The organism is Streptomyces sp. NPDC040410 (assembly GCF_055595715.1).
In genome coordinates this window covers 327,129-342,340 of the sequence record NZ_JBVIVK010000003.1, presented here as the reverse complement: position 1 = coordinate 342,340, position 15,212 = coordinate 327,129, and the positions used below count along the sequence as shown (strand labels likewise).

11 protein-coding genes are annotated in these 15,212 nt (G+C 71.5%); 3 read left to right on the top strand and 8 right to left on the bottom strand.

The genetic code is table 11. The features are described from left to right. The first annotated feature begins 3 nt into the window (after nucleotides 1-3). The 3 genes from ACZ562_RS08910 (at nucleotide 4) to recQ (ending at nucleotide 5,551) form a co-directional block, all read left to right on the top strand. The gene (locus tag ACZ562_RS08910) at nucleotides 4-1,575 is read left to right on the top strand and encodes an NADH-quinone oxidoreductase subunit M (RefSeq protein WP_471175380.1); all 1,572 of its coding nucleotides are present in this window, start codon (nucleotides 4-6) and stop codon (nucleotides 1,573-1,575) included. Beyond that, nucleotides 1,572-3,221, top strand: coding sequence for an NADH-quinone oxidoreductase subunit NuoN (gene nuoN, locus ACZ562_RS08905; RefSeq protein WP_471175378.1), 1,650 nt, complete (start codon nucleotides 1,572-1,574; stop codon nucleotides 3,219-3,221). The genes ACZ562_RS08910 and nuoN overlap by 4 nt, the downstream gene beginning before the upstream one ends. Before the next feature lie 323 nt (nucleotides 3,222-3,544). Next, nucleotides 3,545-5,551, top strand: coding sequence for a DNA helicase RecQ (gene recQ, locus ACZ562_RS08900; RefSeq protein ID WP_471175376.1), 2,007 nt, complete (start codon nucleotides 3,545-3,547; stop codon nucleotides 5,549-5,551). Nucleotides 5,552-5,584: 33 nt separating this feature from the next. Here the strand turns inward: recQ and ACZ562_RS08895 are convergent, their stop codons facing one another. From ACZ562_RS08895 to fahA, 8 genes are all read right to left on the bottom strand, one after another. Next, nucleotides 5,585-8,422 (bottom strand): fumarate reductase/succinate dehydrogenase flavoprotein subunit, encoded by a 2,838-nt coding sequence (locus ACZ562_RS08895; RefSeq protein WP_471175374.1) that lies wholly within the window; start codon nucleotides 8,420-8,422, stop codon nucleotides 5,585-5,587. Between the two features lie 11 nt (nucleotides 8,423-8,433). Continuing rightward, nucleotides 8,434-9,273 (bottom strand): ABC transporter ATP-binding protein, encoded by an 840-nt coding sequence (locus ACZ562_RS08890; protein ID WP_471175372.1) that lies wholly within the window; start codon nucleotides 9,271-9,273, stop codon nucleotides 8,434-8,436. After that, nucleotides 9,257-10,123 (bottom strand): ABC transporter permease, encoded by an 867-nt coding sequence (locus ACZ562_RS08885; protein ID WP_471175370.1) that lies wholly within the window; start codon nucleotides 10,121-10,123, stop codon nucleotides 9,257-9,259. The genes ACZ562_RS08890 and ACZ562_RS08885 overlap by 17 nt, the downstream gene beginning before the upstream one ends. Further along, nucleotides 10,120-11,463 (bottom strand): ABC transporter substrate-binding protein, encoded by a 1,344-nt coding sequence (locus ACZ562_RS08880; RefSeq protein WP_471175368.1) that lies wholly within the window; start codon nucleotides 11,461-11,463, stop codon nucleotides 10,120-10,122. Before ACZ562_RS08880 ends, ACZ562_RS08885 begins: the two co-directional genes overlap by 4 nt. Nucleotides 11,464-11,479: 16 nt before the next feature. Further along, nucleotides 11,480-11,707 carry a 4Fe-4S dicluster domain-containing protein gene (locus tag ACZ562_RS08875; protein WP_010986276.1) on the bottom strand — a complete coding sequence of 76 codons (228 nt, stop codon included), beginning with the start codon at nucleotides 11,705-11,707 and terminating at the stop codon, nucleotides 11,480-11,482. Between the two features lie 35 nt (nucleotides 11,708-11,742). After that, nucleotides 11,743-12,531 carry a GntR family transcriptional regulator gene (locus ACZ562_RS08870; RefSeq protein ID WP_471175366.1) on the bottom strand — a complete coding sequence of 263 codons (789 nt, stop codon included), beginning with the start codon at nucleotides 12,529-12,531 and terminating at the stop codon, nucleotides 11,743-11,745. A gap of 191 nt (nucleotides 12,532-12,722) precedes the next feature. After that, the gene (locus ACZ562_RS08865) at nucleotides 12,723-13,661 is read right to left on the bottom strand and encodes a M56 family metallopeptidase (protein WP_471175364.1); all 939 of its coding nucleotides are present in this window, start codon (nucleotides 13,659-13,661) and stop codon (nucleotides 12,723-12,725) included. Nucleotides 13,662-13,847: 186 nt separating this feature from the next. Beyond that, nucleotides 13,848-15,062, bottom strand: coding sequence for a fumarylacetoacetase (gene fahA / locus ACZ562_RS08860; RefSeq protein WP_471175363.1), 1,215 nt, complete (start codon nucleotides 15,060-15,062; stop codon nucleotides 13,848-13,850). Between the last annotated feature and the right edge of the window lie 150 nt (nucleotides 15,063-15,212).

Here is a 15,212-nt window from a genome sequence, read left to right as displayed (position 1 = left end):
CCGATGTCCTTTCCTCTGCTGACAGCGACGGCGGTGCTCCCCGCGATCGGGGCCATCGCCACGGCCGCCGTACCGGCCAAAAAGCGCGATGCCGCCAAGTGGCTTGCGCTGCTCGTCTCGCTCGCCACGTTCGTCCTCGCGATCGTCGTCCTGGTGCGTTTCGACCCGGACGGCGCGCGCTACCAGCTGACCGAATCCCAAGCCTGGATCAAGGACTTCGGGGTCAGGTACGAACTGGGCGTGGACGGCATCGCGGTGGCGCTGATCGCGCTGACCACGCTGCTGATCCCGTTCATCATCCTCGCGGGCTGGCACGACGCCGACCCGCTGGAGACGGGCAGCAAGCGCTGGCGGCCCACGCAGGGCTTCTTTGCCCTGATCCTGGCCGTCGAGGCGATGGTGATCGTCTCCTTCGAGGCCACCGACGTCTTCCTCTTCTACATCTTCTTCGAAGCCATGCTGATCCCGATGTACTTCCTCATCGGCGGCTTCGGGGACCGCGCCCACGAGCACGGCGAGGAGGTGGCGTCGACGCAACGGTCGTACGCCGCAGTGAAGTTCCTCCTCTACAACCTTGTCGGCGGACTGATCATGCTGGCCGCGGTGATCGGCCTCTACGTGGTCGCCGGGAACTTCAGCCTCCAGGAGATCGCCGAGGCCCGGGCCAACGGCTCGCTGGACATGGCGACCGACACCGAACGGTGGCTGTTCCTCGGCTTCTTCTTCGCCTTCGCGGTGAAGGCGCCGCTGTGGCCGCTGCACACCTGGCTGCCCAACGCCATGGGTGAGGCCACCGCCCCGGTCGCCGTGCTGATCACGGCGGTGGTCGACAAGGTGGGCACCTTCGCGATGCTCCGCTTCTGCCTCCAGCTGTTCCCGGAGGCGAGTAAGTGGGCGACGCCCGTCATCCTCGTACTGGCGCTGATCAGCATCATCTACGGGGCGTTGCTCGCCGTCGGCCAGCGGGACATCAAGCGGCTGGTGGCGTACGCGTCGATCTCGCACTTCGGGTTCATCATCATGGGCATCTTCGCGATGACCAGTAAGGGCCAGTCGGGCGCGACGCTGTACATGGTCAACCACGGGATCTCGACGGCCGCGCTGATGCTGGTCGCCGGCTTCCTGATCTCCCGGCGCGGCTCCCGGCTCATCGCCGACTACGGCGGGGTGCAGAAGGTCGCCCCGGTGCTCGCCGGCACCTTCCTGATCGGCGGTCTGGCGACCCTGTCGCTGCCCGGGCTCGCGCCCTTCGTGAGTGAGTTCCTGGTCCTGGTCGGCACGTTCGCGCGCTATCCGGTGATCGGCATCATCGCCACGTTCGGCATCGTCCTCGCCGCGCTCTACACCCTCGTCCTCTACCAGCGGACGATGACGGGCCCGGTGAGGACCGAGGTGGCCGCGATGCCCGACCTGCGGGCGCGGGAACTCGTGGTCGTCGCCCCGCTGGTGGTGCTGCTGATCTTCCTGGGCGTCTACCCGAAGCCCGTCACGGACATCGTCAACCCGGCGGTGCAGCAGACCATGTCCGACGTACAGAAGAAGGACCCCCAGCCCGAGGTGGAGGCGGCCAAGTGAGCGCAGTAGCCGTCCACAGCCTGTGGACAACCGCGGCCGATCCGATCTCGAAGATCGACGCGCCGAAGATCGAATACGGGCAGCTGTCGCCCACCTTGATCGTCGTCGGCGCGGCGATCGTCGGGGTGCTGGTCGAGGCGTTCGTACCACGCAAGTCCCGTTACTACGTCCAGGTGTTCGTCTCCGCCGTCGCGCTCGCCGCCGCCTTCGCCGCGGTCGTCGCGCTCGCGGCGAACGGGTACGGCACGACCAAGGCACACATCGCGGCGATGGGCGCGATCGCGGTCGACGGGCCGGCCCTCTTCCTGCAGGGCACGATCCTGCTGGCGGGCCTGGTCGGCCTGTTCACCTTCGCCGAGCGGCGGCTGGATCCGGAGGCGCACGGCAACCGGGTCGACTCGTTCGCCGCGCAGGCCGCGTCCGTGCCGGGCAGCGACAGTGAAAAGGCCGCGGTGAAGGCCGGGTTCACCACGACCGAGGTGTTCCCGCTGCTGCTCTTCGCCGTCGCCGGCATGCTGATCTTCCCGTCGGCCAACGACCTGCTGACCCTCTTCGTGGCCCTGGAAGTCTTCTCGCTGCCGCTGTACCTGATGTGCGCGCTGGCCCGCCGCAAGCGCCTCATGTCGCAGGAAGCCGCGGTCAAGTACTTCCTGCTCGGCGCGTTCGCCTCCGCGTTCACCCTGTTCGGCATCGCGATGCTGTACGGGTACGCGGGCTCGATGTCGTACGCGACGATCGCGCAGGTCGTCGACGGCACGGTCACGAACGTCCACCCGGCCCTCGCGGACACCATGGGCAACGACGCGCTGCTGCTGATCGGCGCCGCGATGATCGTCATGGGGCTGCTGTTCAAGGTGGGCGCCGTGCCCTTCCACATGTGGACGCCGGACGTCTACCAGGGCGCGCCGACCCCGGTGACCGGGTTCATGGCCGCGGCGACCAAGGTGGCCGCGTTCGGCGCGCTGCTGCGGATCCTGTACGTCGTGCTGCCGGGCCTGCGCTGGGACTGGCGGCCGGTGATGTGGGGCGTCGCGATCGTCACCATGCTCGGCGGCGCGATCGTCGCGATCACACAGACCGACATCAAGCGGCTGCTGGCCTACTCGTCGATCGCGCACGCGGGCTTCATCCTCGCGGGTGTCATCGCCACCACGCCGGACGGGGTGTCGTCGGTCCTCTTCTATCTGGCCGCGTACTCGTTCGTGACGATCGGTGCTTTCGCCGTGGTGACGCTGGTCCGTGATGCGGGTGGCGAGGCGACGCACCTGTCCAAGTGGGCCGGGCTGGGGCGCAGGTCGCCGCTGGTGGCGGCCGTCTTCGCGGTGTTCCTGCTGGCCTTCGCGGGCATTCCGCTGACCTCCGGTTTCGCCGGGAAGTTCGCCGTGTTCAAGGCGGCGGCGGAGGGCGGCGCGGCCCCGCTGGTCGTGATCGGTGTGATCTCGTCGGCCATCGCGGCGTTCTTCTACATCCGCGTCATCGTGCTGATGTTCTTCAGCGAGCCGCGGCCGGAGGGCCCGACGGTCGCCGTGCCGTCGCCGCTGACGATGACCGCGATCGGGGTCGGCGTGGCGGTCACGCTGGTGCTCGGTGTGGCACCGCAGTACTTCCTGGACCTGGCGAACCAGGCCGGGGTGTTCGTGCGCTGACGCGGCGCTTGCTCTTGCCTGTACGGCAGCGGCCCGGCTCCCTCCAGGGGGCCGGGCCACCGTGCTGTGGCGAGGGCGGGCTACTCGGCCAGGCGGGCGTGGACGCCTTCGGTGCGACGCTCATCAGTGCTCCCATGGGACGGAGTCGCCGGGTGCATTCAGACTATCGGGCCGAAACGGGCGGGCCTCCCGTGTACGTATGAACGAGTGCCGCGTCCTTGACGGGACGGGCACCGAGGCAGCCTGTGGATAACTCCGGCGCTGTCGGTGCGGGCGCCTATCGTGGACGCAGTGGTCGAGGGACGACGTACGGGGGACACGCGATGGGTGGGACGGGCGGTATCAGCGAGATGCCAGGGGTGACGGAGAGCGAGGCGCTGGCCACGCTGCACCGCGTCTTCGGATACGAGGCCTTCCGCGGCGAGCAGCAGGCGGTCATCGAGCACGTGGTGGCGGGCGGCGACGCCGTCGTGCTGATGCCGACCGGCGGCGGCAAGTCGCTGTGCTACCAGATCCCGGCGCTGGTCAGACCCGGTACGGGAGTCATCGTCTCCCCGCTCATCGCGCTCATGCAGGACCAGGTGGACGCCCTGCGGGCGCTGGGCGTGCGCGCCGGGTTCATGAACTCCACGCAGGACTTCGACGAGCGCAGGGTGGTCGAGGCCGAGTTCCTGGCCGGCGAGCTGGACCTGCTGTACCTGGCACCGGAGCGGCTGCGGCTGGACTCCACGCAGGACCTCCTCTCGCGCGGCAAGATCGCCGTCTTCGCGATCGACGAGGCGCACTGCGTGTCCCAATGGGGCCACGACTTCCGCCCCGACTACCTCTCCCTCTCACTGCTCGGGGAGCGCTGGCCGGACGTCCCCCGGATCGCGCTCACGGCGACGGCCACGCATGCGACGCACCAGGAGCTCACCCAGCGACTGAACATGCCGCACGCCCGGCACTTCGTGGCGAGCTTCGACCGCCCGAACATCCAGTACCGGATCGTGCCGAAGGCGGACCCCAAGAAGCAGCTGCTCGGCTTCCTGCGCGGGGAGCACGCGGGCGACGCCGGCATCGTGTACTGCCTTTCCCGTAACTCGGTCGAGAAGACGGCGGAATTCCTGTCCCGCAACGGCGTCGAGGCGGTGCCGTACCACGCGGGCCTGGACGCGGGCACCCGTGCGGCACACCAGTCCCGCTTCCTGCGGGAGGACGGCCTGGTCGTCGTGGCGACCATCGCCTTCGGCATGGGTATCGACAAGCCGGACGTCCGCTTCGTCGCCCACCTCGACCTGCCCAAGTCGGTCGAGGGCTACTACCAGGAGACGGGCCGTGCCGGCCGCGACGGACTGCCGTCGACGGCCTGGATGGCGTACGGCCTCAACGACGTCATACAGCAGCGCAAACTGATCCAGTCGAGCGAGGGCGACGAGGCGTTCCGGCGCCGGGCAGCCGCGCACCTGGACTCGATGCTGGCCCTGTGCGAGACGGCCCAGTGCCGCCGCGGCCAGCTCCTCGCCTATTTCGGCCAGGACCCCGAGCCGGCCGGCTGCGGCAACTGCGACACCTGCCTCACCCCGCCCGAGACCTGGGACGGCACGGTGGCGGCCCAGAAGGTGCTGTCGACCGTCGTGCGGCTGCAGCGGGAGCGGGGGCAGAAGTTCGGTGCCGTGCAGATCGTCGACATCCTGCTGGGGCGGCGCACGGCCAAGGTGATCCAGTTCGACCACGACCAGCTGTCCGTGTTCGGCATCGGCGAGGAGCTCACCGAGGGCGAGTGGCGGGGTGTCGTACGGCAGTTGCTGGCACAGGGGCTGCTCGCGGTCGAGGGGGAGTACGGCACGCTGGTGCTGACCGAGGCCAGCGGATCGGTGCTGCGGCGCGAGCGGGAGGTGCCGCTGCGCAAGGAGCCGAAGAAGCCGGAGACGTCGCGGCCGGCATCGGGGAGCTCGGGGCGGGGCGAGCGCAAGCCCAAGGCCGCCGCGGCCGAGCTGCCCGAGGACCTTCTGCCCGCCTTCGAGGCCCTGCGCGCCTGGCGTGCCGAGCAGGCCCGCGAACAGGGCGTCCCCGCGTACGTCATCTTCCACGACGCCACGCTCCGCGAGATCGCCACCGTCTGGCCCACGTCGGTGACGCAACTCGGCGGCATCAGCGGGGTGGGCGAGAAGAAACTGGCGACGTACGGGGAGGGCGTGCTCGCGGTGCTCGCCGGGATGGGCGCGCCTGCCGGGGCGGCGCCGGGCCCGGCAGGTCCGGCTGACCCGAGCCCGGCGGGCGACGTGAACCCGGAACCGGACCACTGGCCGGAGATGGACGCGGAACCGGAGCCGGACGACTGGATATAGGCGCGGTCGGACTCGCAGGCCCGCCCCTCACCTTCACCCCAGGGCACGCGCCGCGTACGCCCTGACGTCGGCGTCGGAGTCCGTGGTGGCGGTGGCTAGAGCGGCCTTGGCGTCGTCGGCGCCGGTGTGCGGGGTCAGCGCGAGTACGGCCGCCTTGCGGACGTCGGCGTTCGGGTCGGCGAGGGCCTTGGCGAGGGCGGGGACGGCCACGTCGGAGTCCGCCGCCGACAGAGCTGTGGCTGCGCCGGCGCGGACCTGCCATGCGGGGTCGGACAGCGCGGCCACGGCCCGTGCGGCGAGCGGTGCCGGGCAGCCGGTCGTGCCGAGCGCCCCGTAGGCGGCGCCGCGGACCAGGGCGTCGGGGTCGTCGATGAGCGCGGCGAGGGCCGGGCGGACGACTTCGGACGGGGTGACGGCGTCCCTCGGACCAGCCGCGAGGGCGGTGGCCGGCCCGTCGCCGAGCGGGCCTGCGGTCGTCGCTGCCGTTACCGTCGCCAAGGCCTTGGCGATGGTGACGCGAACCTCGCGGGACGGGTCGGTGGTTGCCGCGCGGGCGAGTTCTTCGGCGGCGTCGACCGATACGAGTGCGCGTACGGCCTCGATACGGACGGCGGTGTCGGAGTCCGTCAGGGAGCCTGCGAACAGAGCGGTGTCACCGAGGCGCAGGGCGCGCAGCACGTCCAGCGCGGTGGCGCGAACGACCGGGTCGGACTCGGCCAGGGCGGTGCCGAGACCGTCGCGCAGGGCGGGTTCGGGCGGCAGGGTCTCGACGAGCTCGCGCAGGGAGGCCGCGGCGGCGGCGCGCACCTCGGCGGAGGTGTCGCGCAGCGCCTCGGCCAGGGCAGGGCCCGTCCCAGGCGGAAGCGCCTCGGTGAGGACGGCGACGGCCTCGCGTCGGACGGCGGCCACCGGGTCGGTCAAGTAGGGCCGCAGGGCGTCGAGTTCGGGCTGCTCCTCGGCGAGGGCGACGAGTTCCAGGAGGCGGGCCGAGGTCTGTTCGGGGGCAGCGCGGGAGACGGGGCTCTCCGGCCCGGTGTCCTGCCGCTCCGGCCCGGCTCCCGCCGTCCCGGCCGCGAGCGGTGCCCGGTTCCGTGACCCGGCCGTCGCCACGTCCTCGGCAGCGACCTCGCCCAGCTGCCGGGAGGGACCACCGGTCGGGGTGAACTCCTCGACCGGAACGAGATACGGAGCCACGGGACGAGCCGTGAACTCCATCGCACCAGAGGGGGACTTGTGCAGATCGAGGTGGTGGAACCAGGACGCGTCGTCGCGATGAGGGTGGTCGAGGCGGTCGTGGTAGAGGCCCCAGCGGGACTCCGTGCGGGCCAACGAGGCACGCGCGGCCATCTCCGCGCAGTCGCGGATGAAGGTGACCTCGGCGCAGCGCATCAGCTCGTGCGGCGTGCGAGCACCTATCGCGGCGACGTCCGCGCGCATCCGCTCGAACGCCTCCAGCGCCAGCGACAGCCGGGCGCCGGATTTCGGCGGGGCCACGTAGTCGTTCACGAAGCGGCGCAGCTTGTACTCGACCTGGGGCTGCGGCGGGCCGTCCGGGTTGCGCAGCGGGCGGTAGACCAGCTCGTGCGCCTCCCGGATCTGGTCAGGAGGCAGTTCCCCGTCGTACGCCGGGTACTGGGACGCGTCCGCGCCGGCGAGGTCGCCGAAGACGAACGCGCCGATCATGTAGTTGTGCGGGACGCAGGCGAGGTCGCCGGCCGCGTACAGGCGGGGGACGGTCGTGCGGGCGTGGTCGTCGACGCGCACGCCCGAGGCCGAGTGGCCGCCGCACAGGCCGATCTCGGAGATGTGCATCTCGACGTCGTGGGTGCGGTAGTCGTGCCCGCGCCCGGAGTGGAAGGTGCCGCGGGTGGGGCGCTCGGTCGAGTGCAGGATCGACTCCAGCGCCGAGATCGACTCCTCCGGCAGATGGCTCAGCTTCAGGTACACCGGGCCGCGGTCGGAGGCGACCTCCGCGGCGAACTCCGCCATCATCTGGCCCGACCAGTAGTCGGAGTCGACGAAGCGTTCGCCGTGCCGGTTGACCTGGTAGCCGCCGAAGGGGTTGGCGACATAGGCGCAGGCGGGGCCGTTGTAGTCCTTGATCAGTGGGTTGATCTGGAAGCACTCGATGCCGGTGAGCTCGGCGCCCGCGTGGTAGGCCATCGCGTAGCCGTCGCCCGCGTTGGTCGGGTTCTCGTAGGTGCCGTACAGGTAGCCGGAGGCGGGCAGACCGAGGCGGCCGCAGGCGCCGGTCGCCAGGATCACCGCGCCCGCGCGGACGGTGACGAACTGCCCGGTGCGGGTGTTGAAGCCGGCCGCTCCCACGGCGCGCCCGTCCTCGGGAGAGGTCAGCACGCGCACCGGCATCACCCGGTTCTCGATCCGGATCCGCTCGCGCATCTCGCGCCGCCGCAGCTGCCGGTACAGGACCTTCTTGACGTCCTTGCCCTCCGGCATCGGCAGCACGTACGAGCCGGAGCGGTGGACCTGGCGCACCGCGTACTCGCCGTGCTCGTCCTTCTCGAACTTCACGCCGTACGACTCCAGCCGCTGGACCATGGCGAAGCCGCGGGTGGCGGTCTGACGCACGGTGGACTGGTCGACGACGCCGTCGTTGGCGCGGGTGATCTCGGCGACGTAGTCGTCGGGTTCGGCGCGGCCGGGGATGACCGCGTTGTTGACGCCGTCCATGCCCATGGCGAGCGCGCCGGAGTGCCGGACGTGTGCCTTCTCCAGCAGCAGCACGTTCGCGCCGTGCTCGGCGGCGGTCAGCGCGGCCATGGTGCCGGCGGTGCCTCCGCCGATGACGAGGACGTCGCAGGCGAGTTCCTCGGCGTCGCCGAGGGCGGGGATCTCCACCAGGGTGTCCACCAGGCTGCCTTTCAGATGCTCAGGGAGGTCAGGACGTCGCGTCGCAGGGTCACGCGCGCCGGATCGTCGTGTGCCGCACGCTCGCGCGGGCGCGGCACATCCCGTACGGCGACGAGACGGCCCGCCCCCAGCAGGGCCACCCGGTCACCCAGGAACAGGGCCTCGTCCACGTCGTGGGTGACGAAGACGACGGTCGCGCCGGTGCCGTGCAGCACCTCCACCAGAAGGTCCTGCATGCCGGCGCGGGTCTGGGCGTCGAGGGCGCCGAAGGGTTCGTCCATGAGGACGGTGCGCGGGCGTCCGGCCAGGGCGCGGGCCAGCTGCGCGCGCTGGCGCTGGCCGCCGGAGACACGGTGCGGCAACTGCCCCGCCCGGTCGGCAAGTCCGACCCGGTCGAGCCAGGTCTCGGCCTGGACGCGGCGCTCGGAGCGGCGCAACCCCTTGATCGCGAGGGGAAGTTCGACGTTGGCGCGCAGGGTGCGCCAGGGCAGGAGGGCGTCCTCCTGGAAGACCAGCGCGCGGTCGGGGGCGGGGCCCTTCAGCGGGCTTCCGTCCTGGGTGACGGCTCCGGACAGCGGGGGCAGCAGTCCGGCCAGGGTGCGCAGCAGCGTCGACTTGCCGCAGCCCGAAGGGCCGACGACGGTGAGGATCTCGCCGGGTGCCACCTCCAGGTCCAGCCCGTCCAGTGCGGTCGCACCGGGGCGGCCGAGAGCGGCACCGCGCAGGGCGAGTGCTGCACCGCGCGGGGTGAGTGCTGCACCGCGCGGGGCGAGTGCGGCTCCGGGCCGCGCGTGCTCTGCGGGGCGGACCGCGGGTTTCTCCGCCGAGCGGACCTCAGACGAGCTGGTCATGGGGCACCTCCTGCTCCGTCTTGTGACGCGCCGTCACGGGGGTGGGGGCCGTGCCCCGGGCCGCCCGGGGCACGCGCACTGTGGGGACGTACGACGTGCGCGGCAGCCAGCGGGTCAGCCGCCGGCCCAGCAGTTCCACGGCCGTGGAGGTGATCCAGCCCAGCACCCCGATCGTGGCCATGCCGACGAACACGCCCGGGTAGTCGACGACCGTGTAATCCTGCCAGGTGCGGTAGCCGACGCCGTACTGGCCGGAGATCATCTCGGCGGAGATCACACAGATCCACGAGACGCCGATGCCGACCGAGAGGCCGCCGAAGATGCCGGGCAGCGCGCCCGGCAGGACGACCGAGCCGAGGATCCGCCACCGGCCGCCGCCCATGGTGCGCACCGCCTCCTCCCACACGGGGGTCAGCGCGCGGACCGCGTGCCGGGTGGAGACCAGGACCGGGAAGAAGGCGGCCGTGCAGGTGATGAAGACGATGCCCTGTTCGTTGGAGGGGAAGAGGAGGATCGCGACGGGGACGAGGGCGATCGCCGGGATGGGGCGGACCACCTCCAGCACCGGGCCCAGCAGGTCCTCGGCGAGACGGGACCGGGCGACGAGCACGCCGGTGGCCACGCCGAGGACCGCGGCGAGCAGGAAGCCGGTGAGGATGCGGGTAAGGCTGTCGGTGAGGTCGGTCCAGTAGTCGGGGCCGGACAGCCGGGCGGCGAAGGCACGGGCCACGTCGGCGACCGTGGGGAACTGCGAGAAACGCAGCCACAGGTCGACGTTCAGGCTGGTCAGCAGCTGCCAGACACCGAGGGCGGCCGCCAGCGAGGCCGCCCGCAGCACATACCGGGTCACGCTGCCCGCTCCAGTGCTTCGGCGTATGTGACGACACGGGCGCCGCCGTGCTCCGCGACGTACGCCTTCGCGGTCGCCGGTGCGACGAAGGGGAGCAGCTCGTCGCCGTCGGCCACCCAGACCGCCCTGTCGGCGAACCAGAGGGTGCCGGTCGTGGCGTCGGGGACGTAGGCGGCCCGGAAGCCGTCCTTGTGCTGCGCGACGTACCCGAGCAGCTCGGCGGGGGTCGTGAAGCTACGGGTCTCGGTGGCGCCCTTGGGCCACACCTCGCTCGCGGCCGGTGCGGGCGTGGCGGCGAGACGCCGGGCGTAGGCGGATCCGAGGGCCTTCTTGACGTACTGGTCGTCGACGAACGAGTCCACGTCCACGTCGCCGGTGAGCTTGGCCGCCTTCAGCACCGACACGTCCTGCTTCAGCGCGGAGACGAGCCGGGGCTTGACCGACGGGTCGAAGGTGGAGATGCCGTGGGCGCCGTTGTAGAGGTAGACGACCTCGGCGGGCAGGCCGGTGGCGTCGGCGACCTTCTCGGCGGCGGCCACGGGGTGGGCGTTGAGGTAGTCCGTGGCCTCCGCCTGGGCCCTGAGGAAGGCTTCGAGGACGGCCGGGCGCTTCTCGGCGAAGTCCTCGCGGGCGGTGACGCCGTGGAAGGTGGGGAGGTTCAGCTGTGCGCCGTCGTAGAGTGCCTTCGCCTTGCCCTGGTAGGCGAGCAGGCCCGGCCAGGCGACGAACTGCGAGAGCGCGTCCGCGCTGCCGGCCGCGAGGGCCGAAGCGCCGACGGCGGGCTGCTGGTTGAGCTTCTCGATGCCCTTGCCGGGGTCGATGCCGGCGCGCTGCAGGGCGCGCACGAGGGTGCCGTCGGCGGCCGAGCCGACGCTCGTGGACACCTTCTTGCCCCGCAGATCGGCGAGGGAGGCGAGCTTGGAGTCCGGGGCGGTGACGATCGTGTTGAGGCCGCCGCGGAGGTTGTAGCCGGTGACGGAGACGAGGTGGGTGGGCTTGCCGAGCTGCTTGCCGCGGGCCGCGTTGATGAGGAGGGGGAAGTCGCCCATCGAGCCGATGTCGATCTTCCCGGCGGTCATCTGGGCGGTGATGGGCGCGCCGGTGGCGTAGTCCTGCCAGTTCACCTTGTAGGTGGTGCCGTCGCCGAGGGCGTTCAGTTGCTTCTCGAAGTAGCCGAGGGAGCGAAGCAGGGTCCCCGCGGTGACCGTGTTGATCGTCTTCGACTGGTAGCCGACGGTGACGGTGACGGTGGAGCCGTCGCCGGCCTCGGCGTCGCCGCCGCAGGCGGTGAGCGGAAGGAGGGAAGCGAGGACGACTGCGGCAACTGCTTTGTGCTTCATGGGAGTTCGGGGCCTTTCACCGGAGCAGATAGGGCATGTTGACCGTGACGGCTCCGGTGGGACAGCGGGCCGCGCACGGGCCGCAGTACCAGCACTCGTCGACGTGCATGTACGCCTTGCCGTTGCTCTCGTCGATGGCGAGGGAGTCCAGCGGGCACATGTCCACGCAGAGCGTGCAGCCGTCGATGCACTTCGACTCGTCGATGGTCACGGGCACGTCGGCCCGCTGGGGCGCCAAGGGCATGGCTGTCTCCAGGGAGGTCGAGCAAGGGGGCTGTGTCAGAGGGAGCGGTGCAGCAGGCCGCTCATCGTGATGCGGTCGCCGCGGAAGCGGATGAACTCCAGGTCGACCGGGCGGCCGTCGGCGAGGTGCGTGAGCCGTTCCAGCATGAGGACGGCGGCGCCGCGCGGGGCTTCGAGTACGGCGGCGGAGTGGGCGTCCGCGTTCACCGCCTCAAGGGTGATCTCGGCGTGGCCGAGCCGCCGGCCGGTGATGGCTTCCAGGAGGCGGAAGACATCGGTGTTCTCCAGGTCGGCGCCGAGCAGGGCGGTGCCGATGTCGAGGGGGATGTAGGTGAGGTCGAGGGAAAGGGGGAGTCCGTTCAGCCGGCGCAGGCGCTCGATGTAGAGCACGTCGGTGCCGGGCGGGACGTGCAGGCGTTCGGCGACCGGGACGGGTGCGGGGGCGGGGCCCATCGTGCGGACCTCGTTGGTGACCCGGCCGTGCTCGCGGAGGGTCTCCGCGAGGCCCATCAGACAGTCGAGGCCGTGCGGGTACTTCTGGGCGACGACCACTGTGCCCACGCCGGGGAGGCGTTCGACGAGACCTTCGGCGCGCAGGAGGTCCAGGGCTTGGCGGACCGTGTTGCGGGAGGCGCGGTAGTCGGTGGCGAGGGTCGACTCGTGGGGGAGGGGGCCGTCCGTGAAGCCGCCGGTGAGGACTTGGTGGCGGAGCAGGTCGGCGAGCTGGCGGGCCTGGTCGGCGCGCAGCCGTCGCCGCGCGCGGTGGGCGGCGACGGTGGTCGCGCCCTGGCCGGCGTGGTCTCGGATGCGGTCGCTGGGTGCCATGCCTCGAACCATAGCGAGGTAGTAGGAAAAGCAGTGTTGCAGGAGTGTTGCGCCACCAACGGCTCCAGCGACAGGGCCGCTGACCTGGGGAAACGGTGGCTCTTGGGTGACATCTGCCACAACACGCGGCCCGTTCGGCGATTGCGGAGGAGGCCGGGCTGCCCGAAGTGGGGGGGGGCAGCCGCCCGGTGTCAGGAAAGTGCCGTCAGCCCCGGCGCGAACGTGATCAGCAGTGGCAGCAGTGGTACCAGCGCCGCCACCGTCGTCGTCAGCGCCCGGTGCCGGCGGTCCAGGCGGGGTGGGGGCTGGAGGAGACGGTTGACGCGTTCGCCCAGGAGGTGGTTGCTGGAGGCGCAGGACAGGACGCCCCGGTGCTGGTTGAGTTCGATGAGGGCCAGCGCGGTGGTCAGGTGGCCGCAGCGGCGGGACGCCGTGTCGTCGGCGGCCAGTTCCACCAGGCGGTGGGTCTGGTCGCAGAAGTGGGCGAAGAGAGGGACGCGGGGAAAGCCGGTGGCCAGCGCCGTGGACAGGTGCAGCAGCCAGTCGTGGCGGGCCCGCGCGTGGCCCCGCTCGTGGGTGAGGACGGCGTCGAGCTGGTGGTCGGTGAGGCGGTGCAGCGCCCCGGTCGTGACGACCAGTTGGGGTGGGTGGCCGGGCATCCACCTGGCGTCGGGGTACTCGTCCTCCAGGACCAGCAGGGGGCCGCGTGCGGCGGGCAGGCCGGCCGGCAGGTCGGGGGCCCGCTCGCGCAGGTGCGCCCGTGCCCGTCCGTTGCGCCGGCGCGCCTCGACGAGTTCACGGGCGAGCATCGCGGTCGTCCAGGCGGCCCCGCAGGCCAGCAGCAGGGTGAGGGCCGCGGCCCACGGCGGGGCGACCGACAGGTCGTACGCCGCGGTCACGTCCGGCGGAGCCGGCGCGAAGACGTGGTCGCGGACGGTGTGGAAGACCGCCGCCGCACCCAGCACCAGAGCCGTCAGACAGCTCAGCAGCACGGTGGCGACCAGGCACTGCCACACCCACAGCGCGACCACCGGTTCCCGTTCCGGCCACCGGGTCCGGGTCAGCGCACGCGGGGCCGGCACGGCGGCCGTCAGGGCGACGGCACTCAGCAGGAGCAGGCAGACAGTCATCCACGGGCTCCGGATCCTGGTCGGAAGAAGGGCGGCTACGGCTCGGGCGGTGCAGGGCGGCAAGCGCGTCGCGCACCTCATGCGCATCGCGTCGCGCGAGTTCGCGAACCCCGCCCGACCGTAAGTATGACGGCGTGGACGGCGGGAGTCAGGGGGCAGAGAGCGGCCGTCTGCCCCCGCGACGCCTCAACTCCCCGCCACGACCCGCCCGGTGACCTCGCCCAGCCCCACCGGGACCCCGCCCGGCCCCGGTGCCCACGCCGACAGGGTCACCACGTCCCCGTCCTTCAGGAAGGTGCGCTTGCCGTCGGGGAGTTCGAGCGGGTCGCGGCCGTTCCAGGTCAGTTCCAGGAGGGAACCCCGTTCCCGCTGGGTGGGGCCGCTCACCGTGCCGGAGCCGTAGAAGTCGCCGGTGCGCAGGGATGCGCCGTTGACGGTCATGTGGGCGAGCTGCTGCGCGGCCGTCCAGTACATGGTGGAGAAGGGCGGCTCGGAGACCACCTGACCGTTGATCGCGACCGAGATCCGCAGGTCGTATCCGCCGGGCTCCTCCTCCACGTCGTCGAGATACGGCAGCAGCGGGTGCGTCCGCCGAGGCGGGGCCACGCGTGCGTCCTCCAGCGCGTCCAGCGGCGTGATCCACGCCGACACCGACGTGGCGAAGGACTTGCCGAGGAAGGGGCCGAGGGGGACGTACTCCCAGGCCTGGACGTCCCGCGCGGACCAGTCGTTGAGCAGGCAGAGCCCGAACACGTGGTCGCGGAAGCCGGCGAGCGGCACCGGGCTCCCCATTCGCGACGGCGTCCCGACCACGAAGCCGACCTCCGCCTCGATGTCGAGGCGGACGGAAGGGCCGAAGACGGGTGCCGGGTCGGTAGGGGCCTTGCGCTGCCCGGACGGCCGTACGACGTCCGTCCCCGACACCACCACCGTGCCCGAGCGGCCGTGGTAACCGATGGGCAGGTGCTTCCAGTTGGGGGTCAGGGAGTCCTCGGCGTCCGGACGGAAGATCTGGCCCACGTTCCGGGCGTGGTTCTCGGAGGCGTAGAAGTCCACGTAGTCCGCGACCTCGAAGGGGAGGTGCAGGGTCACCGACGACAGCGGGTGGAACAGGGGTTCGATGGCCTCCCGGTGGGACGGCACCGTCACCCACGCCGTCAGCGCGCGCCGTACGTCCGACCACGCGGTGCGGCCCGCGGCCAGCAGCGGGTTCAGGGTCGGCCGGGCGAGCAGGGAGACGTACGGGGAGCCGAGTGCGGCGGCCGCCGCGCCCGCGTCGAGGACGGCGTCGCCGAGCCGCACACCCACCCTCCGGTCGGGGGAACCGGGGAGCGAAAACACGCCGTACGGAAGGTTGTGCGGGCCGAAGGGGTCGCCCTCGGCGACATCGAAGGGGGGCATGGAGTGCTGCCTCACTTTCGTGCGTTCCGTGGACACCTGCTCTGTCAGGTGGTCGCCGCACACGTTACGTCCGAGTCGCCGCTCATGGGCAGTGCCACCTGAGTCGTCCGCCTCAGGTGGCGCTCCGCCAGCACTCGTGTGCGGAAAGTT

Coding starts and splice junctions, on each gene's coding strand:
- ACZ562_RS08875 (WP_010986276.1), bottom strand. CDS start 11,707: ATGCCCTTGGCGCCCCAGCGGGCCGACGTGCCCGTGACCATCGACGAG.
- ACZ562_RS08880 (WP_471175368.1), bottom strand. CDS start 11,463: ATGAAGCACAAAGCAGTTGCCGCAGTCGTCCTCGCTTCCCTCCTTCCG.
- ACZ562_RS08870 (WP_471175366.1), bottom strand. CDS start 12,531: ATGGCACCCAGCGACCGCATCCGAGACCACGCCGGCCAGGGCGCGACC.
- ACZ562_RS08910 (WP_471175380.1), top strand. CDS start 4: ATGTCCTTTCCTCTGCTGACAGCGACGGCGGTGCTCCCCGCGATCGGG.
- recQ (WP_471175376.1), top strand. CDS start 3,545: ATGGGTGGGACGGGCGGTATCAGCGAGATGCCAGGGGTGACGGAGAGC.
- ACZ562_RS08865 (WP_471175364.1), bottom strand. CDS start 13,661: ATGACTGTCTGCCTGCTCCTGCTGAGTGCCGTCGCCCTGACGGCCGCC.
- ACZ562_RS08890 (WP_471175372.1), bottom strand. CDS start 9,273: ATGACCAGCTCGTCTGAGGTCCGCTCGGCGGAGAAACCCGCGGTCCGC.
- fahA (WP_471175363.1), bottom strand. CDS start 15,062: ATGCCCCCCTTCGATGTCGCCGAGGGCGACCCCTTCGGCCCGCACAAC.